Annotated in this window: 22 protein-coding genes; 16 read left to right on the forward strand and 6 right to left on the reverse strand. The window is 57.9% G+C overall.

The genetic code is table 11. The features are described 5' to 3' along the window. The first annotated feature begins 6 nt into the window (after positions 1-6). Genes nuoL through ALP8811_RS04750 form a run of 6 tightly spaced genes read left to right on the forward strand, consistent with a single transcriptional unit; the run spans position 7 to position 8353 of the window. Positions 7-2154, forward strand: coding sequence for an NADH-quinone oxidoreductase subunit L (nuoL, locus tag ALP8811_RS04725; protein ID WP_108856012.1), 2148 nt, complete (start codon positions 7-9; stop codon positions 2152-2154). After that, on the forward strand, positions 2154-3698 hold the full coding sequence (locus tag ALP8811_RS04730) for an NADH-quinone oxidoreductase subunit M (RefSeq protein ID WP_108856013.1): 1545 nt from the start codon (positions 2154-2156) through the stop codon (positions 3696-3698). The genes nuoL and ALP8811_RS04730 overlap by 1 nt, the downstream gene beginning before the upstream one ends. Positions 3699-3710: 12 nt before the next feature. Then, positions 3711-5147, forward strand: coding sequence for an NADH-quinone oxidoreductase subunit NuoN (gene nuoN, locus ALP8811_RS04735; RefSeq protein ID WP_108856014.1), 1437 nt, complete (start codon positions 3711-3713; stop codon positions 5145-5147). Positions 5148-5151: 4 nt separating this feature from the next. Continuing rightward, entirely contained in the window at positions 5152-5904 is a 753-nt protein-coding gene (locus tag ALP8811_RS04740; protein ID WP_108857431.1) for a biotin--[acetyl-CoA-carboxylase] ligase, read from the forward strand. 11 nt (positions 5905-5915) lie between these two features. Next, positions 5916-6695 (forward strand): type III pantothenate kinase, encoded by a 780-nt coding sequence (locus ALP8811_RS04745; protein ID WP_108856015.1) that lies wholly within the window; start codon positions 5916-5918, stop codon positions 6693-6695. After that, entirely contained in the window at positions 6692-8353 is a 1662-nt protein-coding gene (locus tag ALP8811_RS04750; protein ID WP_108856016.1) for a ribonuclease J, read from the forward strand. Before ALP8811_RS04745 ends, ALP8811_RS04750 begins: the two co-directional genes overlap by 4 nt. Before the next feature lie 80 nt (positions 8354-8433). Here the strand turns inward: ALP8811_RS04750 and ALP8811_RS04755 are convergent, their stop codons facing one another. The 3 genes from ALP8811_RS04755 to ALP8811_RS04765 form a co-directional block, all read right to left on the reverse strand. Next, positions 8434-9897 carry a DEAD/DEAH box helicase gene (locus ALP8811_RS04755; RefSeq protein ID WP_108856017.1) on the reverse strand — a complete coding sequence of 488 codons (1464 nt, stop codon included), beginning with the start codon at positions 9895-9897 and terminating at the stop codon, positions 8434-8436. A 176-nt stretch (positions 9898-10073) separates the two neighbouring features. Next, positions 10074-10697: a hypothetical protein gene (locus ALP8811_RS04760; RefSeq protein WP_108856018.1), complete on the reverse strand. Its 624-nt coding sequence runs from the start codon at positions 10695-10697 to the stop codon at positions 10074-10076. A gap of 3 nt (positions 10698-10700) precedes the next feature. Continuing rightward, positions 10701-12308, reverse strand: a complete 1608-nt coding sequence (locus ALP8811_RS04765) for a peptide chain release factor 3 (RefSeq protein ID WP_108857432.1) — start codon at positions 12306-12308, stop codon at positions 10701-10703. A 102-nt stretch (positions 12309-12410) separates the two neighbouring features. Here ALP8811_RS04765 and ALP8811_RS04770 point away from each other — a divergent pair, with 102 nt between their 5' ends. From ALP8811_RS04770 to ALP8811_RS04785, 4 genes are all read left to right on the forward strand, one after another. Continuing rightward, positions 12411-13190 carry an SDR family oxidoreductase gene (locus ALP8811_RS04770; RefSeq protein WP_108856019.1) on the forward strand — a complete coding sequence of 260 codons (780 nt, stop codon included), beginning with the start codon at positions 12411-12413 and terminating at the stop codon, positions 13188-13190. 104 nt (positions 13191-13294) lie between these two features. Continuing rightward, positions 13295-14338 (forward strand): aldo/keto reductase, encoded by a 1044-nt coding sequence (locus tag ALP8811_RS04775; protein WP_108856020.1) that lies wholly within the window; start codon positions 13295-13297, stop codon positions 14336-14338. 36 nt (positions 14339-14374) lie between these two features. Next, positions 14375-14896, forward strand: coding sequence for a lipocalin family protein (locus ALP8811_RS04780; RefSeq protein WP_108856021.1), 522 nt, complete (start codon positions 14375-14377; stop codon positions 14894-14896). A 44-nt stretch (positions 14897-14940) separates the two neighbouring features. Further along, positions 14941-15843, forward strand: a complete 903-nt coding sequence (locus tag ALP8811_RS04785) for a DMT family transporter (protein ID WP_108856022.1) — start codon at positions 14941-14943, stop codon at positions 15841-15843. A 5-nt stretch (positions 15844-15848) separates the two neighbouring features. On the opposite strand, the gene ALP8811_RS04790 is transcribed toward ALP8811_RS04785, so the two are convergent. Both ALP8811_RS04790 and ALP8811_RS04795 read right to left on the reverse strand, forming a co-directional pair. After that, a complete protein-coding gene (locus ALP8811_RS04790) occupies positions 15849-16550 on the reverse strand; it encodes an NUDIX hydrolase (RefSeq protein ID WP_108856023.1) in 702 nt (233 codons plus the stop codon). Positions 16551-16572: 22 nt separating this feature from the next. Then, positions 16573-16992, reverse strand: a complete 420-nt coding sequence (locus ALP8811_RS04795) for a DUF983 domain-containing protein (RefSeq protein WP_245924566.1) — start codon at positions 16990-16992, stop codon at positions 16573-16575. 194 nt (positions 16993-17186) lie between these two features. Between ALP8811_RS04795 and ALP8811_RS04800 the strand changes: the two genes are divergently transcribed. From ALP8811_RS04800 to ALP8811_RS04815, 4 genes are all read left to right on the forward strand, one after another. Further along, positions 17187-17768: an EF-hand domain-containing protein gene (locus tag ALP8811_RS04800; protein ID WP_108856024.1), complete on the forward strand. Its 582-nt coding sequence runs from the start codon at positions 17187-17189 to the stop codon at positions 17766-17768. Between the two features lie 79 nt (positions 17769-17847). Beyond that, entirely contained in the window at positions 17848-18435 is a 588-nt protein-coding gene (locus ALP8811_RS04805) for an RNA polymerase sigma factor (RefSeq protein ID WP_108856025.1), read from the forward strand. Continuing rightward, positions 18422-18829: a dihydroorotate dehydrogenase gene (locus tag ALP8811_RS04810; RefSeq protein ID WP_108856026.1), complete on the forward strand. Its 408-nt coding sequence runs from the start codon at positions 18422-18424 to the stop codon at positions 18827-18829. The genes ALP8811_RS04805 and ALP8811_RS04810 overlap by 14 nt, the downstream gene beginning before the upstream one ends. Before the next feature lie 2 nt (positions 18830-18831). Continuing rightward, positions 18832-19356, forward strand: coding sequence for a periplasmic heavy metal sensor (locus ALP8811_RS04815; protein ID WP_108856027.1), 525 nt, complete (start codon positions 18832-18834; stop codon positions 19354-19356). A 35-nt stretch (positions 19357-19391) separates the two neighbouring features. On the opposite strand, the gene ALP8811_RS04820 is transcribed toward ALP8811_RS04815, so the two are convergent. After that, complete coding sequence (locus ALP8811_RS04820; RefSeq protein WP_108856028.1) at positions 19392-20777, reverse strand: diguanylate cyclase; 1386 nt, start codon at positions 20775-20777, stop codon at positions 19392-19394. Between the two features lie 91 nt (positions 20778-20868). Here ALP8811_RS04820 and ALP8811_RS04825 point away from each other — a divergent pair, with 91 nt between their 5' ends. Next, complete coding sequence (locus tag ALP8811_RS04825; protein ID WP_306418708.1) at positions 20869-21147, forward strand: DUF3572 domain-containing protein; 279 nt, start codon at positions 20869-20871, stop codon at positions 21145-21147. Between the two features lie 47 nt (positions 21148-21194). After that, the gene (locus tag ALP8811_RS04830) at positions 21195-21887 is read left to right on the forward strand and encodes an HAD family hydrolase (protein WP_108856030.1); all 693 of its coding nucleotides are present in this window, start codon (positions 21195-21197) and stop codon (positions 21885-21887) included. The last annotated feature ends 24 nt before the right edge of the window (positions 21888-21911 follow it).

A 21911-nucleotide genomic window follows, 5' to 3' on the forward strand; every position in this document is an offset into this window, starting at 1 on the left:
CCAAAGATGGTACAGTTCATCCTTTTTGCCCCGCTGATTGGCGCGTTGATCGCTGGCTTTGGCCACCGCTTCATCGGAGACAAGGGCGCGCAGATCCTGACGACAGCCCTGCTGTTCTGGTCGGCGTTCCTGTCCTGGATCACTTTCCTTGGTCTTGGGTCCGAGACACAGATCATTCACCTGATGGATTGGGTGCAGTCGGGCAGCCTGTCGGTTGATTGGTCGATCCGTCTGGACCGTCTGACCGCGATCATGTTGATCGTCGTGACCTCGGTCTCGTCGCTGGTTCACCTTTATTCGATGGGCTATATGGCCCATGATCCGCAGTTCGAGGGCGAAAGCTATCGCCCCCGTTTCTTCGCCTATCTCTCCTTCTTTACCTTCACCATGTTGATGCTGGTGACCTCGGACAACCTGCTGCAGATGTTCTTCGGCTGGGAAGGTGTGGGTGTGGCCTCGTATCTGCTGATCGGCTTTTACTATAAGAAGCCCTCGGCCAACGCGGCGGCGATCAAAGCCTTCGTGGTCAACCGTGTGGGTGACTTTGGCTTCGCGCTGGGGATCTTCGGCCTGTTCTACATGACCGACAGCATCCGCTTTGACGATGTATTCGCAGCAGCGCCTGCGCTGGCGGAAACCAACCTCCACTTCCTGTGGCGTGACTGGAACGCGGCGAACCTGCTGGCCTTCTTGCTGTTCGTCGGTGCGATGGGTAAATCGGCGCAGCTGATCCTGCACACCTGGCTTCCGGATGCGATGGAAGGCCCGACCCCTGTGTCGGCTCTGATCCACGCTGCAACCATGGTGACTGCGGGTGTCTTCCTTGTCTGCCGCATGTCGCCCCTGATGGAATACGCCCCCGAGGCCACAAACTTCATCGTCTTCCTTGGCGCCACCACCGCGTTCTTCGCGGCGACTGTGGGCCTTGTGCAGAACGACATCAAACGCGTGATCGCATATTCGACCTGTTCGCAGCTGGGCTACATGTTCGTGGCTGCGGGCGTCGGCGTCTACTCGGTCGCTATGTTCCACCTGTTCACCCACGCTTTCTTCAAGGCGATGCTGTTCCTTGGGGCCGGTTCGGTCATCCACGGAATGCATCACGAACAGGACATGCGGAACTACGGTAACCTGCGTAAGAAGCTGCCCATTACTTTCTGGGCGATGATGATCGGTACGCTGGCCATCACCGGTGTCGGCATCCCGCTGACCACCATCGGCTTTGCGGGCTTCCTGTCGAAAGACGCAGTAATCGAGAGCGCTTATGCTGGCACCCAAGGCGGATATGCCTTCTGGATGCTGGTCATCGCGGCGCTGTTCACCAGCTTCTACAGCTGGCGCCTGATGTTCATGACGTTCTACGGCAAGGCACGCGGCGACAAGCATACGCATGAGCACGCACATGAAAGCCCGCTGGTTATGACCATCCCGCTGGGTATTCTGGCGTTGGGTGCGATCTTCTCTGGCATGATCTGGTACGGCTCGTTCTTTGGCGATCACCACAAGGTCAACCACTTCTTCGGGATCGAAAGCCACGCGGAGGCGGATGCCGGTCACGGTGACGCTGCTGTCACACATGACGATGATCATGCGGCAGACACGCATTCCGACGAAGGTCATGCCACGGACGAGGCACATGCCGAAACCATGGCAGATCCGGCGCATGCGCCTGTCGCTGCTGCCCATCACGGAGAGGCCCCGAAAGGCGCGATCTTCATGGCAGCCGATAACCATGTCATGGACGAGGCTCACCACGCTCCGAAGTGGGTGAAAGTGTCGCCCTTCGTTGCGATGATCATCGGTTTCGTCACGGCCTATTGGTTCTACATTGTGAACCCGTCGCTGCCCAAACGCCTCGCGGCCACATTCCCGCTGGTCTACAACTTCCTGCTGAACAAATGGTACTTCGACGAGATCTACGACATCCTTTTCGTCAAGCCTGCCTTTGCGATCGGACGGTTCTTGTGGAAACGCGGTGACGGCAACGTGATTGACGGCTTCCTGAATGGAGTGGCGATGGGCGTCGTGCCTTGGTTCACCAAAATGGCGGGCCGTGCACAGACCGGTTACGTCTTCTCTTATGCCTTCGCGATGGTCCTTGGCATCGTCGCTCTGGTGACAATCATGATTATCTTCAGCGGTGGAGCGCACTAATGAACAACCTGCTTTCCATCATCACCTTCCTGCCGCTGGTCGCGGCGGTGATCCTCGCGCTGTTCCTGCGCGGAGATGACGAAGCGGCCGGGCGCAACGCGAAATACCTTGCGCTGGCAGCGACGGTTGCAACCTTCCTTTTCTCGCTTTTGGTGCTCATCGGGTTTGATTCTGCTGACACCGGCTTCCAGTTCGTGGAAGAGGGCGAGTGGATCATGGGCCTGAAGTACAAGATGGGTGTCGACGGGATCTCGGTCCTGTTCGTGATGCTCACCACCTTCATGATGCCGCTGACCATCTGGGCCAGCTGGGGTGTTACGTCCCGCGTGAAGGAATACATGATTGCCTTCCTGCTGCTCGAGACCCTGATGCTGGGCGTCTTCATGGCACTGGATCTGGTGCTGTTCTACCTGTTCTTCGAAGCAGGTCTGATCCCGATGTTCCTGATCATCGGTATCTGGGGCGGCAAAGAGCGCATCTATGCGTCCTTCAAGTTCTTCCTCTATACGTTCCTTGGCTCGGTCCTGATGTTGGTTGCGATGATCTATATGTTCGTCGACGCAGGCACGACGGATATTCCGACCCTGATGAACCACAGCTTCGGCTCGGAAGACTTCAGCCTACTGGGCATTCAGGTCGTGGGCGGCGCTCAGACGCTGCTGTTCCTGGCCTTCTTCGCAAGCTTCGCGGTCAAGATGCCGATGTGGCCGGTGCACACCTGGTTGCCTGATGCACACGTTCAGGCCCCGACCGCTGGTTCGGTTGTTCTGGCTGCGATCCTGTTGAAAATGGGTGGCTATGGCTTCCTGCGGTTCTCGCTTCCGATGTTCCCCATTGGGGCAGACACGATGGCCTGCTTTGTCCTGTGGATGTCGGCGATCGCCATTGTTTACACCTCGCTAGTGGCGCTGGTTCAGGAAGACATGAAAAAGCTGATCGCGTATTCGTCGGTTGCTCACATGGGCTATGTCACTGCCGGTATCTTCTCGTTGAACCAACAAGGTTTGGACGGCGCGATCTTCCAGATGCTGAGCCACGGCTTCATCTCGGGCGCGCTCTTCCTGTGTGTTGGCGTGATCTATGACCGTATGCACACCCGCGAGATCTCGGCCTATGGCGGCCTTGTGAACCGGATGCCAGCTTACGCGCTGATCTTCATGTTCTTCACCATGGCAAACGTAGGCCTGCCGGGCACTTCGGGTTTCGTCGGTGAATTCCTGACGCTGGTCGGCATGTTCAAAGCCAACACCTGGGTAGCTCTGGTTGCGACCTCGGGCGTGATCTTCTCGGCCGCTTACGCGCTTTACCTTTACCGTCGTGTCGTCTTTGGCGACCTGATCAAGGAAAGCCTGAAGTCGATCACCGAGATGAACGCACGCGAGAAAGCAATCTTCGCACCGCTCGTCTTCATGACCCTGCTTCTGGGTGTCTACCCGTCGCTGGTCACGGACATCATTGGCCCCTCGGTCGAGGCGCTTCTGACCAATTTCCACGCCGCCGTTCCTGCAGATGCTGCAGAGATGGCTCAGGCCGCAGCGCATTAAGGAGAGCGAAAGATGAGCTCTGTTGATATTCAAACGGTTCTGCCTGAGCTGATCCTTGCGGTCTATGCGATGGTGGCGCTTCTGGGCGCGGTCTATACATCGAAGGACGCGCTGGCCAAACCGATCACCTGGATCACCGGCGCCGTGATGGTTGTCGTGGCCCTGATGGTCGCCGGCGGAGACGGAAACACCGCTGCCTTCGGCGGTATGTTCCTGGACGACGCTTATTCGCGGTTCGCCAAGGTTGCGATCTTGCTGGCCGCAGCTGCTGTGTTGGTCATGGGCGAGGCGACCATGTCGCGTCGTGGTCTGCTGAAATTCGAATACCCCATTCTGATCACGCTGGGAACAGTTGGCATGTTGGTCATGGTTTCGGCTGGCGATCTGATGACGCTGTATATGGGCCTCGAGCTTCAGTCGTTGTCGCTCTATGTCGTCGCCTCGTTGAATCGAGACAGCGTGAAGTCGACCGAAGCCGGTCTGAAATACTTCGTGCTGGGTGCTCTGTCGTCAGGCCTTCTGCTCTACGGTTCGTCGTTGGTATATGGCTATTCGGGTACGACGTTGTTCTCGGGCATCATAGAAGCCGCGAACCACGGTCAGGTTGGCCTCGGAATGCTGATCGGTCTGGTCTTCGTGACTGCCGGTCTGGCTTTCAAGGTTTCGGCCGTGCCGTTCCACATGTGGACGCCGGACGTCTATGAAGGCGCGCCGACCCCGGTCACCGCCTTCTTCGCCACAGCGCCGAAACTGGCCGCAATGGGCCTGTTTGCCCGCGTTCTGTTTGACGCTTTCGGTCAAGCCGTAGGCGACTGGCAGCAGATCATCGCGCTTCTGGCCGTACTGTCGATGTTCCTTGGCGCGTTCGCTGCGATTGGTCAAACCAACATCAAGCGTCTGATGGCGTATTCGTCCATTGCGCATATGGGCTTCGCCCTGCTGGGTCTTGCCGCGGGCAGTGAGTATGGCGTTCAGGCCATGCTGCTTTACATGGCTGTCTATCTGACCATGAACATCGGCACCTTCGCTTTCATCATGTCGATGGAGCGTGATGGTCGCGCGGTCACCGACATCGCGTCGCTAAACCAGTTTGCCGTGAACGACAAGCTGAAGGGTCTGGCCATGCTGATCCTGCTGTTCTCGCTGGCCGGTGTGCCGCCGATGCTTGGCTTCTTTGCCAAATATGGTGTTCTTGTCGCGGCCGTTCAGGCCGGAATGGCGTGGTTGGCTGTGGCTGGTGTGATCGCATCCGTCATCGGTGCCTTCTATTACCTGCGTATCGTCTACTTCATGTATTTCGGTGCGGAAGGTGAGGGCGTCGAGCTGAATATGTCGCCTGCAGCATGGGCCGCCCTGATGGGATCGGCTGCGATCATCCTGCTGGGTGTTGTAAACTTCTTCGGCATCGAAGGAGCCGCAGCAGCGGCGGCAGAAGCTCTTGTCAAATAACGGTCTGCCCCATTGGCCCGAAGGTGTTGAAAAGCGCATTCTGGCCAGTGTGGACAGCACAAACGAAGAGGCCCGGCGTATCGCGCCGGGCCTTTTGGGCCCCGCATGGGTGCTGGCGCTAAAGCAGACTGCTGGGCGCGGGCGCCGGGGCCGGCCTTGGGCCGCGCCGCGCGGCCACTTCTCGGCCACGCTGGTTATGCGTCCGAATGAGACTCCAGATAAGGTTGCGCTGCGCAGCTTTGTGGCGTCCTTGGCGCTTTATGATGCGTTTGCCGCAGCTACCGGACGTACAAGTGGGCTTTCGCTAAAATGGCCCAATGATGTGCTGCTGAATGGTGGCAAGGTTGCGGGCATCCTTCTAGAAAGCGCAGGCTTGGCCGGTGGACAGGTCAGCCACATCGCCATCGGGATCGGTGTGAATCTGATCGACGCGCCACAAACAGAACAGGTCGAAGCCACCGCCTTGGCCCCAGTCAGTCTGGCGGGCGAAACGGGTGTGCAGCTTACCCCTGAAGAGTTTCTGGGTTTTCTGGCCCCTGCTTACCAGCATTATGAAACCCAATTTACCACCTATGGGTTCGAGCCAATTCGCGAGGCTTGGCTGGCCCGCGCCGCCCGTCTGGGCGAGGTCATCACAGCCCGCACCACCCGCGACGAATACGTGGGACGATTTGAAACAGTAGACGCGCAGGGCAACCTTGTCCTATCAACAGCAAAATCCCGCGAGGTCATCCCCGCGGCAGAGATCTTTTTCTGAAGGAGTGGCCCATGCTTTTGGCCATTGATTGCGGCAACACGAACACCGTTTTCTCGATCTGGGATGGCGAGAAATTCCTGTGCACGCTCAGGACCTCGACCCACCATTCGCGCACGGCGGATGCTTATTTCACGTGGTTCTCGACGCTGATCAGCCACTATAAGATCGACCCGGACATCACCGGCGTGGTGGTCAGCTCGACTGTGCCACGCGTGGTGTGGAACCTGCGTGTCTTTGCGGATCGTTTCTTTGGTTGCCGCCCGCTTGTCGTTGGCAGGCCGGATTGTCTTCTGCCAGTAGCCCCTCGTGTTGATCAGGGGACCACACCGGGGCCGGACCGTTTGGCCAACGCAGTGGCCGCGTTTGAAAGCTATGGCGGCGACTGCATGGTCGTGGATTTCGGCACCGCCACGAATATTGATGTGGTGGCGCATGACGGTGCCTATATCGGAGGTGTGATCGCGCCGGGTGTAAACCTGTCGCTTGAAGCTTTGCACCAAGGGGCGGCGGCACTGCCCCATGTCGACGTGACCCAGCCCGAAAAGGTCATTGGAACCAACACTGTGGGCTGCATCCAATCTGGTATCTTCTGGGGCTATGTGGGCCTGGTGCAGGGATTGGTGCAGAAAATCAAAGACGAATACGGCCTTACAATGAAGGTCATCGGAACAGGAGGGCTGGCGCCGCTCTTTGAACAAGGCGCCCATCTATATGACGAGATCGATCATGATCTGACCATGCACGGGCTTGTGCGCATCTATGACTACAACAAGGAACAGGGCAACATATGAGTGCTGACCGTCTGATTTACCTCCCGTTGGGGGGCGCCGGCGAGATCGGCATGAACGCCTATGTCTATGGCTATGGCAAGCCCGGCAAGGAACGTCTGATCCTTGTGGATCTGGGCGTCACCTTCCCGGATATGGATACGACACCGGGTGTAAACCTGATTATGCCCGATATTTCGTGGCTTGCGGCAAATGTCGACCGTTTGGAAGCGATTTTCATCACCCACGCGCACGAGGATCACGTGGGCGCAGTGGGTCGGTTGTATTCGAAACTGAAGGCGCCGATCCATGCACGTCCATTCACCCGATATCATGCGCAGCGCAAGATGGAGGAAGCAGGACAGGTGCCCGAAGCGGTGATCACGGCTGGTGTCTATCCACAGGTAATCGAAGCTGGGCCGTTTAAAGTCAGCTATCTTCCGCTCAGCCATTCGATTCCCGAAAGTGCGGGTTTGATCATCGACACACCTGCGGGCCGGATCGTGCATACGGGCGATTTCAAACTGGATGAAACACCGGTTCTGGGCGACGCATTTGATGAAGAGCTGTGGCGCGAGGTGGCGAAGCCCGGTGTGAAAGCACTGGTCTGCGACTCGACCAACGTGTTTTCCCCCGCTCCGGGCCGCTCGGAAGCCGAGGTCGGCCCCGAGCTGGTAACGCTGTTGAAAGACGCCCCCCATATGGTGGTAGCAACCACATTTGCCTCGAACGTGGCGCGGGTAAAGCAGCTCGCGGACGCGGGTAAGGCTGCAGGCCGCTCGGTCTGTCTGTTGGGACGCGCCATGCGGCGGATGGTTCAGGCGGGGATCGAGACCTCGGTTCTTCACGACTTCCCAACCACGGTGACGCCGGAAGACGCGCGCGATATTCCTCGCGAGAACCTGATGCTGATCGTGACCGGATCGCAGGGCGAACGCCGTGCCGCTTCGGCGCAATTGGCGCGCGGAAAATATATGGGCTTATCGATGGCGGAAGGGGACATGTTCCTGTTCTCGTCCAAGACCATTCCGGGCAACGAACGCGGTGTAATCCGCATTATGAACGCGTTTTCCGAGATGGGAGTCGAACTGGTAGCCGAAAACGATCGCTATCACGTGTCCGGTCACGCCAATCGCCCCGATTTGCTACGTGTGCACGAGATCATTGACCCGCAGATGGTTATCCCAATGCACGGCGAGCACCGCCATCTGCGCGAACACGCCAAACTGGCCGAACAGGGCGGACGGTCCTCGTTGGTCGTGGTGAATGGCGCGGTCTGTGACCTGACCGGCGATGTGCCACATGTGGTGGAACATGTTGAAACGGATCGGATCTATCTGGACGGAGACATCCTGATCGGTGCCCTGGACGGGATCGTCCGCGACCGGATCCGGTTGGCGTTGAATGGCCATGTGATTGTGAATGTCATTTTGGATGGCAACGAACCGCTGGGCGAACCGTGGGTCGAGCTGATGGGCCTGCCCGAGGTCGGCAAATCCAAAGCGCCGCTTGTCGACGTGTTGGAACAGGATCTGGGCCAGTTCCTGATGCGTGCGTCAAACAAGACGTTGCGTGACGAAGACAAGCTGGGCGATGAACTGAAACGCATCGCACGCAAGTCCACCAATGACGAGATTGGGCGCAAGCCGGAAGTGACCATCGTGGTCAGCCGGTTGGAGTGATCCAGTCTTAAGAGCTGAAACAAAAAAACGCGACGCCTGATTGGGCGTCGCGTTTTTAGTTGTGCAGAGTGGCGCTGGAGTTATCCCGCGCGCCGCTCATCAAAACTTTTGGCGATGAACTCGGGCAGGTGATCGCCCATGCCAACAACCTTATTGCCGCCGCCGCGATTGTTGCCACGGCCACGAGGTTTGTTACGCTCGTTACGCTCGTTACGCTCGTTACGCTCGTTGCGTTCTGGCTTGGCTTCGGGCTGTGGCTGTTCCGCAGGCGCGGCCTCGACCACGTCTTCTTTAGGCTTCTCGGTCCTGCGCTTACGGACGGGCTTTTCGGCCTTTTCTTCATCCGGCTTTGCGCGGCTGCGCTTGGGCTTTTCGTCCTTCAATGGGCTATCGGCCTTCAGAGGATTGTCGACTCGCGGAACGGCGTTCTCGATCAAGCGCTCAATAGCATCCAGGTTCTTTTCGTCGCGCGGCTCGCAGATCATGATGGCTTTGCCTTCACGCCCGGCGCGCCCGGTGCGCCCGATACGGTGAACGTAGTCTTCCGCATGGCCCGGCACATCATAGTTGAACACGTGGCTGACATTCGGAATATCAAGCCCACGGGCCGCCACATCCGACGCACACAAGAACCGAAGCGTGCCTGCACGGAACCCATCAAGTACTTCCATGCGCTTGGACTGTTCCAGATCCCCGTGGATTGGGGCCGCGTCATAGCCGTACTTGCTAAGAGATTTCGCGCAGATATCTACATCTGTCTTCCGGTTGCAGAAAATGATCGCGTTGGAGCATTTATCGCCTTCACGGTCGATCAGAGCCCGAAGAAGCTTGCGCTTTTCGCTGGCAGCTCGATCACGACGCGACGCTTTGAACATGCACAATTCCTGCGTGATCGTCTCGGATGTGGTGGCCTGACGGGCAACCTCGATCCGTTCGGGGTTCGACAGGAAGGTGTTGGTGATCCGTTCGATTTCCGGAGCCATCGTGGCCGAGAAGAACAGCGTCTGGCGGGTGAACGGTGTCAGGCCAAAGATGCGTTCGATATCGGGGATGAAACCCATGTCCAGCATACGGTCGGCTTCGTCTACCACCATAATCTGCACGCCAGTCAGCAGCAGCTTCCCACGTTCGAAATGGTCCAGCAAACGACCCGGCGTGGCAATCAGAACATCGACACCACGGTCGATCAGCTGATCTTGTTCTTTAAAGCTGACTCCGCCGATCAACAGCGCTTTGGTCAGTTTTACGTGTTTTGCGTAAACGTCGAAGTTTTCGGCAACCTGCGCGGCCAGCTCGCGAGTTGGGCAGAGCACCAGAGATCGCGGCATCCGCGCCCGTGCCCGACCGCGCGCAAGCGCAGAAATCATGGGCAGCGTGAACGAGGCTGTCTTGCCGGTGCCGGTCTGGGCGATGCCCAGCACGTCGCGGCCTTCAAGGGCAGGGGGAATAGCGCCTGCTTGAATGGGGGTGGGGCTTTCATAGCCCGCTTCGTCAATAGCTTTCAGCACCTTGGGGCTGAGTTTCAAGTCAGAAAATTTGGTCATGTATGTCCTGTTTCACGGACATCCTGCGCCCGTGCGGCTTAATAAGGGAAGCCCGTTTGGCGTGCGCTTTCGCGTCCCTTCTGATGACGAAGTGCCTAAAGAAAAAAGGCGCTAGGGTCAATGACATGGGTCAGATTGCGTGAATTACGGACGAAAACTCGCCGCTGTTGCACGGATCACGCGCCAGAATGCAGCTTTGGCCGGAACCCGGCGCGCAATATAGCGACCGTTGGGGCTGGGGTCAGAACCTCTACCATTGTGTTTGGGCGGGCAGCAGAGGTGCTGTATCCGTGCTTGGAAAAGCGACGGGCGAGGGCACCAAGCAATAGGTGCGGATTCTGGTCCAGCAAAATGAACGTCCCGTCAGGCAGATCCGAGCAATGGGCCATATGTCGGACCTGCTGTCGGCTGCGGGTCACGCGGGCTTTGTGCAGCATGCGATCGATCTGTTGGTGCCCCATAAGGCCATACGCTTCTTCCCACGCAGACTTGAAGGCGCGGTAGGCGTCAGGACGACAATAGGCGCAGGGACGATGGCCGGCGGCAAGTCCGACGGCTTCATCAAGGAAGAATAAAGGTGTCCACGCGCGCACAGGCATCGGGCCGTGATAGCGTCCCCTGGGATGCGTCAGGTCGCAGATGATCCAGTGTTGGTGCTTCCAACGCGACGTACCAAGACGCCCTTCAGTGAAAGGCAGAATACCCCGGTTCCCGGTGAACATGCCGCGTGCGGGATCCGCCACGATCTCGCCCGTTGGCAAAACGCGGTTTTGCAGGGGCGAAGGGCGTGGCGGGCACATGGCTTACACCATCATTTCCTTGGTGGCGGACAATGTCAGATCGGGATAATCGCGTTCAACCCGGTCGATATCCCATTGAAGGCGCGTCAAAAACACCGGATCGCCATCGTTGTCATGGGCGATGTGCTGTTTATTGGAATTCACCAGCTTCTCGACCTCGTCCTTGTCGCCAAGGATCCAGCGGGCCGAGGTGAACTGTGACTGTTCAAAGCGTACCGGCAGACCGTATTCCAGCTCGATCCGGCTGGCGAGCACTTCGAACTGAAGCGCGCCGACAACGCCGACGATGAAGCCCGAGCCGATGTTCGGTTTGAATACCTTGGCGGCACCTTCTTCCGCAAACTGCATCAGCGCCTTTTCGAGGTGCTTGGCTTTCATAGGATCGCCCGCCCGCACGACTTGCAGCAGTTCGGGCGCGAAAGACGGAATGCCGGTGGCGCGGATCATCTCGCCTTCGGTCAGAGTGTCACCAATGCGCAGTTGTCCGTGGTTCGGAATACCGATGATGTCGCCCGCCCATGCCTCTTCCGCCAGTTCACGGTCTGAAGCAAGGAACAACACAGGGTTCGACACGGCCATCGGTTTTTTCGATCGCACATGGGTCAGTTTCATACCACGTTTGAAATGTCCCGAGGCCAGACGCATGAACGCCACACGGTCGCGGTGCTTCGGGTCCATGTTCGCTTGAACTTTGAAGACAAAGCCAGCGACCTTCTTTTCCTCGGGTGCAATGGTGCGAGGAGAAGCCTGTTGGGGTTGGGGTTCGGGGCCATAATTGGCGATACCCTGCATCAGTTCCTGCACGCCGAACGAGTTGATGGCCGAGCCGAACCAGATCGGCGTCATATGGCCTTCGAGCACCGACTGCGGGTCGATCGTGGGCAGAAGCTCTTTGGCCATCTCGACCTCTTCCAAGAACTTCTCAAGCAGGTGCTCGGGCACGTGCTCGGCCAGTTTTGGGTCGTCCAGACCGTTGATCTCGATGGTCTCGGCGACGACGTTTCGGTCGGCGCGGTCCATCAGTTCCAGACGGTCATTCAGAAGGTCATAGGTGCCCATGAAATCGCGACCCATGCCGATGGGCCAGCTGGCAGGGGATACGTCGATGGCCAGGTTCTCTTGGATTTCATCAATAATATCAAATGTATCGCGGCTTTCGCGGTCCATTTTGTTACAGAAGGTCAGGATCGGAAGGTCACGCAGGCGGCAGACCTCGAACAGTTTCTGCGTCTGGCTTTCCACACCTTTCGCGCCGTCGATCACCATGACGGCCGCGTCCACGGCAGTCAGCGTGCGATAGGTGTCTTCCGAGAAGTCGGAGTGGCCGGGCGTGTCGACAAGGTTGAAGCGATACTTGCCGAAATCGAACGACATGGCCGAGGCGGAAACCGAAATCCCCCGGTCTTGCTCCATCTTCATGAAGTCAGATCGCGTGCGTCGTGCTTCGCCCTTTGCGCGTACCTGTCCGGCCATCTGAATGGCGCCACCATACAGAAGGAATTTTTCAGTCAGGGTCGTCTTGCCGGCGTCCGGGTGGCTGATGATCGCAAATGTGCGACGGCGCGCAATCTCGGGCGGCAATTCGGGGCGGTTTGTGTTCGTATCCAACATGGGTCGCATATAGCGGCGAGGGCAGGGTGGTGCAACATGCATGGACGCTTCCCTCGCGCCCGGTGCGCTGTTAGGTCTTGATCAAACACGGTGGAGGATAAGATGGATCTGGGAATCTCTGGAAAACGCGCGCTGGTTTGCGCATCGTCCAAAGGATTGGGTTTTGGCTGCGCGCAGGCGCTGGCGCGCGAAGGCGTGTCGCTTGTGATGAATGCGCGTACCGAAGGACCGTTGCTTGAAGCGGCCGAGGTGATCCGCGCCGAAACAGGTGTCGAGGTCGTAACTGTTGCAGCCGACATCACCTCGGACGAGGGTCGAGCACGGGTTTTGGAAGCAGCGGGCGACGTTGATATCCTTGTGACCAATGCGGGCGGGCCGCCTCCGGGTACGTGGACGGACTGGGAACGCGATGCGTTCATTGCGGCGTTTGAGGCCAACATGCTGACACCAATTGCCTTGATGCAGGCGCTGATCCCGGGCATGGCAGATCGCGGCTGGGGCCGGGTTGTGAACATTACCAGCGTGTCCGTGAAAGCGCCGATTGCCGTTCTGGGGCTGTCCAATACAGCGCGCACCGGACTGACCGGTTTTGTCGCCGGCGTGTCGCGTCAGATGGCGGGACAGGGTGTCATCATCAACAATCTTCTGCCGGGGCTGCACGACACAGATCGCATGATCTCGTTGGATCAGGCTGCTGCGGATGCTGGCGGAATTTCTTTCGATGAAGCGCGGGCTGAAAAATACAACACGCTTCCCGCAGGTCGCTATGGCACCAAGGAAGAGTTCGGCGCCACTTGTGCGTTCATGTGTTCGCAGCATGCTGGCTTCATGGTTGGCCAAAATGTGCTGTTGGATGGTGGTGCCACGAATACGACGCTCTAAATCTACTGGAATGGCAGGAAATGCCGGTGACGACTTGTGATTTTCACTGGCGTACATAACTTTGCCGTCACACCAGTTTGACCGTCCGATAAGGGAGACGCAGAATGCGAATGAATAAGCTTGCCAATGGTGCACTTGAGGTTAGTGCGCTTTCTCTGGGCTCGATGCTGTGGGGGTCAACGAATTCCGAGGCCGAAGGTCACGCTCAGATCGACATGTTTCTGGATCACGGCGGCAACTTCATCGACACGGCCGAGATGTATCCGGTGAACCCGATCAAGGCAGAACGCTGCGGTGCATCCGAGGCCGTCATTGGCACATGGCTGGCCAAGACTGGGCGGCGTGACGATGTGGTCATCGCGACGAAAGTGTCTGGTGACAACCCCGGTTGGAAACGCGATGGCAAGGGCTATGACAGCGCGATCATCCATCAGGCGGTGGATGAGTCGCTGGATAAGCTGCAGACCGACTATATCGACATCTACCAGACCCACTGGCCTCTGCGTGGCAGTTATGCCTTCCGTCAGAACTGGACTTTTGATCCGTCGAACCAGAACCGCGAAGAAACAGAAGCCCATATGCGTGACGTTCTGACTGCCATGGCCGAGGTCGTGGCCGCGGGCAAAGTACGCCACTTCGGCCTGTCGAATGAAAGCGCTTGGGGCACGGCCCAATGGTTGCGTCTGGCCCGTGAAATGGGCGCGCCTGAGGTGATCTCGATCCAGAATGAATACAGCCTGATGTGCCGTCTGGCCGACACCGATCTGGCCGAGATGTGCATGCAGGAAGGCGCGCGTGTTTTGTCTTATTCGCCGTTGGCGACGGGCCTTTTGTCCGGGAAGTACCAGAAAGGTGCCGTTCCTGATGGGTCTCGGCTTTCGATCTACCCCGGACTTGGTGGGCGTGTGACCGATCGTGCGTTCCCGGCCGTGGATGCCTATCAGGCGGTTGCGGACAAGCATGGCCTTGATCTGGTCCAGATGGCGTTGGCCTTCTCGGTCGGTCGGCCCTTCATGGGCTCTACGATCTTCGGTGCGTCCTCGATGGAGCAGCTGGGGCATATTCTGGATGGTAAAGATCTGGTCTTGTCGGACGATGTTCTGGCCGATATCGACGCGGCACATCGCGCGCATCCTATGCCCTACTAAGGGCTGGTGTGTTGGAACTCACGGACGGAGTTTGGAATGATTGATCGACGATCTGTGTTGAAACTGGGGATGGTTGCCGCTGCGCCATCCTTGGTCGCGGCCTGCGTCAGCAATGGCGGTGTTGAATTTCACCGCAATACCAAACGTCCCATCAGTTCGACCACGCGCTTTGATGCGGCTCGTTTTGCCGGAGACTGGGTGATCCGGGGCGAGTTTGTGCATCCCGGTCAGAAGCCCCTTTACGGCAATGTCTCGGTCGAACACGGCGCAGGCGGCATCACTGGTATCACGCTGAGCAATGCAGCGAGCGCACGAGAACGGTATGACGCACGGATGAGCACCCCTGGCCGGATCACCGTAGGCACCCCGCCTTTCGGCACGGAATACTGGGTGCTTTGGGTGGATGCTGACTTTCGCACGGCTGCGATCGGTACACCTTCGGGAAGTTTCGGCTGGATCATCGACCGAAGCCGCACTGGCGGTGAAGATCGGATCAAGGCCGCGGCCGAGGTGCTGGCCTTCAACGGTTACGCCAAAGATCGGTTGCAAACGCGGTAGAGCACGCGCTTGCGAAGGAGCGTGGGACATGCGAAGCCGTGATCATGCAAGCTTGGATCCCCATCACCATACTGGCCGCGTTCTCGCAGAACCTGCGATTTATGCTGCAAAAGCGGCTGAAGGATACACGGCTTAGCGCGACAGGGGCCACCTTCGCGCGGTTTGTCTATTCGGCCCCGCTGGTGGCGGTGCTGATGGCGGGCTATTTCGCGGTCACCGGGCTGGATGTACCACGGCCCGACGCGCGATTTTTTGTCTTTGCCTTCACCGGCGGAATTGCCCAGATTCTGGCGACGATCTGTGTGGTTGCGCTGTTTGCTGAACGCAATTTCGCTGTTGGGATCACCTTCAAAAAGACCGAGGTCGTACTAACCGCCTTGACCGGACTTTTGGTGCTTGGCGAAGGGATCGGAATGGCCGGAGCGCTGGCGATTGGCATCGGGTTCTTCGGGTTGATCCTTCTGTCTGACCCACCGGAGGGTGGGAAAGGCTGGCGCCGGTTTTTCAACAAGGCGGCCGCCTTGGGGCTTGGGGCTGGGCTGCTCTTTTCCTTTTCGGCCATCGGGTACCGCGGCGCATCCCTGTCGTTGGGTGTCGAGGATGTGGTGTCGCGTGCAGGCTTCACCTTGGCCATTGTCACTGCGTTTCAGTCGCTTGTCATGGCCAGCTGGATGGTCCTGCGCGAGAAAGGCGAAGTCACCCGCGTGCTCAAAGCGTGGCGCGTGGGCGTGCTGGTTGGGCTAAGCTCGATGATCGGCAGTTTCTGCTGGTTCACAGCCTTCACGCTGCAAAACGCGGCCCTTGTCAAAGCGCTTGGTCAGGTTGAGCTTCTGTTTTCCTACGCCGCCACGCTTTTCGTGTTCCGAGAAAAGGTCAGCGGGCGCGAGTATGCGGGAACCGCGCTGATCCTTGCCTCGGTCCTCGTGCTGGTTCTGTACTTGAAATAGCGCCGTTACAGCGTGGCGGACAGAGGGCCGACGCCGCCCAACCGCTCGAACAGGCTTTCTTCGTCCGAGTTGTTGAAGAACGGAACCTGTGCGGGGGCACCCAGATCAGGCAGGTTGCCCACGATCTCGGCCAGCACAACTTCGGTGATGAAAGGCAGGTCAAAGCGGCGCACATCATCCAGCGGGATCCATTGCAGGTGGCTCAGCTCGTCCGAGGCGCGCGAGAAGTTGTCGACATCCGTCTTCAGCTCGTCCGCGTCCACTGCAAAGAAACGCGCATCAAAGCGACGCGGACGGCCTTTGGGCGTGATGGCGCGGAAGACAAAGGACATGCCTTTGGCGGACGGAATGAACCCGGACTCTGCAAAGCTCATCCAATCGCTTGGAATGTCGCCGGACCATGCGCCAGCTTCGCCAAGGATTTGGCCGGTTTCTTCCCAAAGTTCACGAATGGCAGCGACCAAGAGTGCCTGAGCTTTCGATGCATCAGCTTGCACACCCAGACGGGTCAGGCAGGGTTCTGCCCCTGCGTCCGCCAGAGGGACTTGCGCATCGGTCGCGTCCAGCGCGCCGCCCGGAAAGACGAATTTATTGGGCATGAAGGCTGCATTCGCGCCGCGTTGCCCCATCAAAACCTGTGGGCGCGTGGCTTTGTCCCGGATCAGAATGACGGTAGCTGCGTCGCGGATGATCTTGGATTTGTCCATGTCGGCCCCTTATGGCGTGATTTTACTTCTTCCCAGCAAACCCGTGCATACGCTTCGCCCACTGAAAGGCAATCATAAAGCCTTTGAAACGGGGCAGAAGGTAAAGTGACGCAGCGACAGTCCCGACCGAGAAAATGGTGGCCAGCATCAGCGGGTCTTGCACGACGTGCACATAGAAGATGTGCAGCAGGGGGGCCATGACGTGGCCGACCACAATAATGGTCAGATAAGCCGGGCCATCATCAGCGCGCTGGTGGTGCAATTCTTCTCCGCAAACCGTGCAGTCGTGATGGACCTTCAGATAGCCTTGAAACAGCTTTCCTGTGCCGCAGCTTGGGCAACGTTTCGCCCAGCCCGTGCGTAGGGCGGGCTTTAGCTCACGTTCAGTTTCGGCAACTGCGGGCATCATTTCATCCGCAGTCATCTGAGCGTTATCGGTCATCGGAGACTCCTTATTCGCGCGTCAGACCATCATACAGAACTTCACATGTAAATCAGGCCTAGAAATGCGCTTGCGTCGGGATGTCGCGGAAAAATGCACGGAACTGCGACGGAAACCTGATTGCCGCGCGTTGAAGATACATAGCGACACAGAAACGCGGTGTCGCAAGAGGCAAGAAACCTTAGGAGACTATTATGAAACTGAACAAGAAAACCGCCGCGACTGCCATTGCTCTGGGTCTTGGAGCTGTGCTGACGCTGAGCTCGACCGCTGCGATGGCTTTCGGCGGCAAAGACGGTGACCGTGGTGCGATGGGACGTAAAGGCGGGTTCATGCAGATGGAATTCGTGGACGTTGATTTGGACAAGAATGGTCAGATCACCGTCGAGGATCTGCAAGCCGCTGCTAAGGCACGCTTCGACACGGCTGACGCTGATGGCGATGGTGCATTGACGCTGGACGAGATGAAAGCCCAGGCAGAAACGCGCATGGCCGAGCGGATGGCCGCAAAAGGCGACGGCAAAGGCGAGCGCAAAGGCAAGATGTTCCAGAAGCGCATGGGCTGGAAGCTGGAAGAGATGCTGGCCAAAAAAGACGCTGATGGAAATGGCAACCTGAGCTTTGAAGAAGCCTCGCCCGAGCAAGCCATGCTTGAGCGCATGATCGACCGGTTCGACACGGATGATGACAATGCGATCTCGGCAGCCGAGTTCGACGCGGCCCAGAAAGAGATGTTCATGCGTCATGGCGGAAAAGACCGCGACCGCAAGGGCTAAATCTAACGTGGGTGCCCTGCCTGACGGGGTGGGGCATCCGCACATTGTCTTAGGTCAGGGAACGGGCTAGGCAGGACGTATGAACATGGCCTTGGACGCGTATGAAGGTGCTTCGGATGAAGCGTTGCTGGTGCTTTACGGCAATGGCGATCCCGCAGCCGCGCAGCTGTTAACCCATCGGCTTGCGCCGAGGGCTCTGGGATATGCTACGCGTCTTCTGGGGGGTGACCGAGCCGAGGCCGAGGACGTGACGCAAGAAGCGATGTTGCGTCTTTGGAAACAGGCAGCAAGCTGGCGCAGTGGGGAAGCACAAGTGTCTACCTGGCTGTACCGTGTGGTGTCGAACCTGTGCACCGACCGGCTTAGAAAACGACGGACCGTTGATCTGGATGCGGCGGGTGAGCCCGAGGATGGGAAACCATCAGTGGTCGAGAACATGATGGATGTCGACCGGGCGACAGCCTTGCAGGGTGCGTTGAACCGGTTGCCGGAACGACAACGCGTTGCGGTGACACTCCGGCATATTGAAGGGGCGACGAACCCTGAAATTGCCCAGATTATGGATATCAGCATCGAGGCGGTCGAAAGCTTGACCGCCCGAGGCAAAAGGGCACTGGCCAAGGACTTGGCCGAGCGACGTGAGGAGTTGGGATATGGCGAAGACTGACAATCAGCCAATTCAGGAAAACGAGCTGGACCTGTTCTTTGATGCGGCCCGGCAGGATGCCGTTGAACCTTCAGACACGCTGATGGCGGCGATTTTGGCCGACGCACAGGCGCACTTGCCCGTGGTTGACCCGTTGCCGACACCCAAGGCACACAAGAACAGTTGGATTTCGTCCGTTTTTGCCACAATAGGCGGATGGCCCGCCGCTGCCAGCTTGGCGACGGCGACTGTCGCCGGCGTCTGGATCGGGTTCACACAGCCAGTTCAGCTTGAAACGCTGTCCGGCGGTTTGGTTCTGGCGGGTGACTATGCCACCACGGATACGTCTTATGCGTTGGAAGACCTTGCGCCCGGATATTTGGGAACAACCCTGTTTGCAGAGGATGAGGGATAATCATGTCAGACCAGACACCACAGACGCCGACCTCTGAACCGCGTCAGCCTCGTCGCTGGATGCGCTTTGTGTTGGTTGCCTCGTTGACCCTGAACCTTCTAGTGCTGGGCCTGATCGTTGGGGCCAAGGTTTCGGGACATCGCGGAGACGATTTTGATCACCGAGGCCCGGAACGCGGTTCGATCCGCGATTTGGGATTTGGCCCAATTGCCAAGGCTTTGGATCACAAGGACCGGCGTCAAATCGGCCGTGACTTTAAGCGCGAAAGCGGTTCGTTCAAGGACAACCGCGCAGTGCTAGAGCGCGACTTCGAGGCGCTTCTGCAGATCCTACGGAACGACAGTTTCGACGCCACCGCCTTTGAAGCAACCATGCTGCAGCAAGCAGAGCGGCTACGTACGCGCGGCGAGACCTTGCGTCGTCTACTGGTCGAACGGATCGGCGCAATGTCTGTTGAAGACCGCAAAGAGTTTGCCGATCGGTTGGAAAGCGCGGTCGACCGAGGGCGACCTGCTAAAGATCGCTGATGTAAGTAGATTTCGCAGGGGCGCCACCTACTTGATCAAGCGGCAGTACGTCCAAACGTGACGACATTCCGGCCATCGGATTTGGCTTCATAAAGCGCTTGATCGGCGGCTTGTGTCAGTTCGCGTGCGCTGCGGGTATCATCCCGTAGATCACCCCAAACAGCGACGCCGACCGAGACCGTAACGTTAATCGGGAACGCCGTCTCGGTGATAGAAAACGGGTCATCTCCGATGGCACGTCGCAGTCGCTCTGCCATTGCCGCGACATCCTTGCGACTGACATCAGGCAGGGCGACCATAAACTCCTCACCACCAAATCGGGCTAAAAGATCAAACTCGCGCAGATTGTTGCGCAGGCGATCTGCGACTTCGATCAACACCTGATCACCGACGCCGTGACCGAACCGGTCATTGATGGATTTGAAGTGGTCCAGATCCAGGAATAGGATCGCATAGGGCTGGCCGTTGGTTTGGGCCTCTTGTTCCAAACGGTTCAGATAGCTTTGTGCGTAGCGGCGATTGTGAAGACCAGTCAGCGGATCCTGCGCTGCAAGCGACAGGTTATAGTCAAAGCGATTGCGCAGAGCGTCCAGTTCCAACTTGCGGGCTAGAAGGGATTTCAGACGCAAGGCAAGCTCTGTTGACTCGAAACCGCAATGCAGGATTGCATTGGCGCCCAGATCCAGTGCCATCGCACCGTCATGAGGGCGATCTTGATCGTGAATAACCACGATGATCGCGTTCCGGGTACGTATGCGTGAACGCAGCTCGCTGACCAGACGAAGCCCATCTGTTTCCTCGGCCAGAGATGCGCTGATGACAAAGGCATCAGGAACATTGCTAACCGCGTTCACATCGCAAAGGGCCTGTGATTTCGTCATGACATCCAAGCGGTGGGGAAGCTCGGTACCAAGCTTGCGGCGCCAGAGCAGCCCTTGTTCCGGCTCTGGTGCGATCAGGGCGATGTGTGCGGCGGGGACAAATTGCGCAGCGTCCTCGGCGCAGCCAAACTCAACCGAGATGTCGCGATGGCGCATGATCTCGTCATATGTGCCGCGCGTGCGGATCAAGTTCCGAACCATAGCTGATAGGGTGCTTTCCTCAACGCCGCTTGAATAGACATCGTCGGCCCCAGCATGCAAAGCGGCAATGCGGGCATTCTGGCTGTCCTTGTCGGCGAACAGAATGACCGGAATCGCACGCAGGTTTGGGTCGTTTTTCAGGGCAGAGCAGATGGTTAGGCTTTGGCCAGCTTTTCCACGTCCCAAAATGATCAGGTCAGGCTGAGCACGCCGCGCCGTTTCCAGCACAGCGTCAACTTGCTCGACCTGAATCACATCATATCCTGATACAGTCAGTTTGACCTTCAGGACGATGCGATTGGTCGCAAGATCATCTGCAATCAGGATCCTTCCGCTCATCTAACCATTTCTCTAAGTGTTGAAATTGAGTTGCAGACATCCTGCCGCAGATTGGTTAAGAAATCCTTTCCAAATGAAAAGGAGTGTTAAGTTGACGTCAGATCAAGCCGAACGGATTGCGCTGAATATGCTGGCCTGGCTGGTGTCAAATGAGGAGCTCTTACCGGTGTTTATGGGGGCAACAGGGGCGGGGCAGGACACGCTTCGTGACAGTGCTGGCAATCCCGAGTTTCTTGCCGCGATGCTGGATTTTTTGATGATGGATGATCGCTGGATCATGCAGGCATGTGACGCTCAGGGGCTGGCCTATGATCAGGTCTCACAGGTTCGACATGCTTTGCCGGGTGGGTCAGAAACGCACTGGACCTGATGGGCAGTTATAGGCAGTGTGCCAAGGAAACTCAGGTAGGATTACCCATGACCATCAAGGCTCTTCTTTTTGATAAAGACGGAACGCTTTTTCAGTTTAAAGCCACGTGGGAGGCTTGGGCACATGCGGTGCTTTTGCGACTGACGAATGGCGACCATTCTCGAGCGGCAGAGGTCGGACGGGATATTGGGTTCGATATGGAAACCCAGACCTTTGCGCGTGACAGTGTTGTGATCGCTGGCACCCCAGCCGAGATCGTTTCGGCACTGCAGAAGCACTTTGATTTGTCGGCGGGTGCACTGGAAACTATTCTTAACGACGAAGCTGAAACCGCTCCGCAGGTCGAGGCTGTGGCCTTGGTGCCGTTGTTGGAAAATTTGCGCGCCCGAGGATTGGCACTTGGGGTTGCAACCAATGACGCCGAGCGCCCTGCGCGACAACATTTGGAAGGGGCGGGGGTGTCGGATCTGTTCGATTTCATCTCGGGCTATGACAGCGGCAACGGTGTTAAGCCTGACGCGGCTCCCTGTCTGGCCTTCGCGCGGCAAGTGGACATAGAAGCGGGTCAGGTAGCAATGGTGGGTGACAGCTTACATGATTTGAAGGCTGGCCGTGCAGCTGGGATGCAGACAATTGGTGTGCTGACAGGATTGGCCACCCAAGGCGAGTTGTCTTCCTTTGCAGATGTGGTTCTGGATGACATCGGGCAAATCCCTGATTGGTTGGATCAACAGGCGTAGATCGAAGCGCGCCTTTTCTAATTG

The sequence above is a fragment of the Aliiroseovarius pelagivivens genome, from assembly GCF_900302485.1.
Classification (GTDB): Bacteria; Pseudomonadota; Alphaproteobacteria; order Rhodobacterales; family Rhodobacteraceae; genus Aliiroseovarius; species Aliiroseovarius pelagivivens.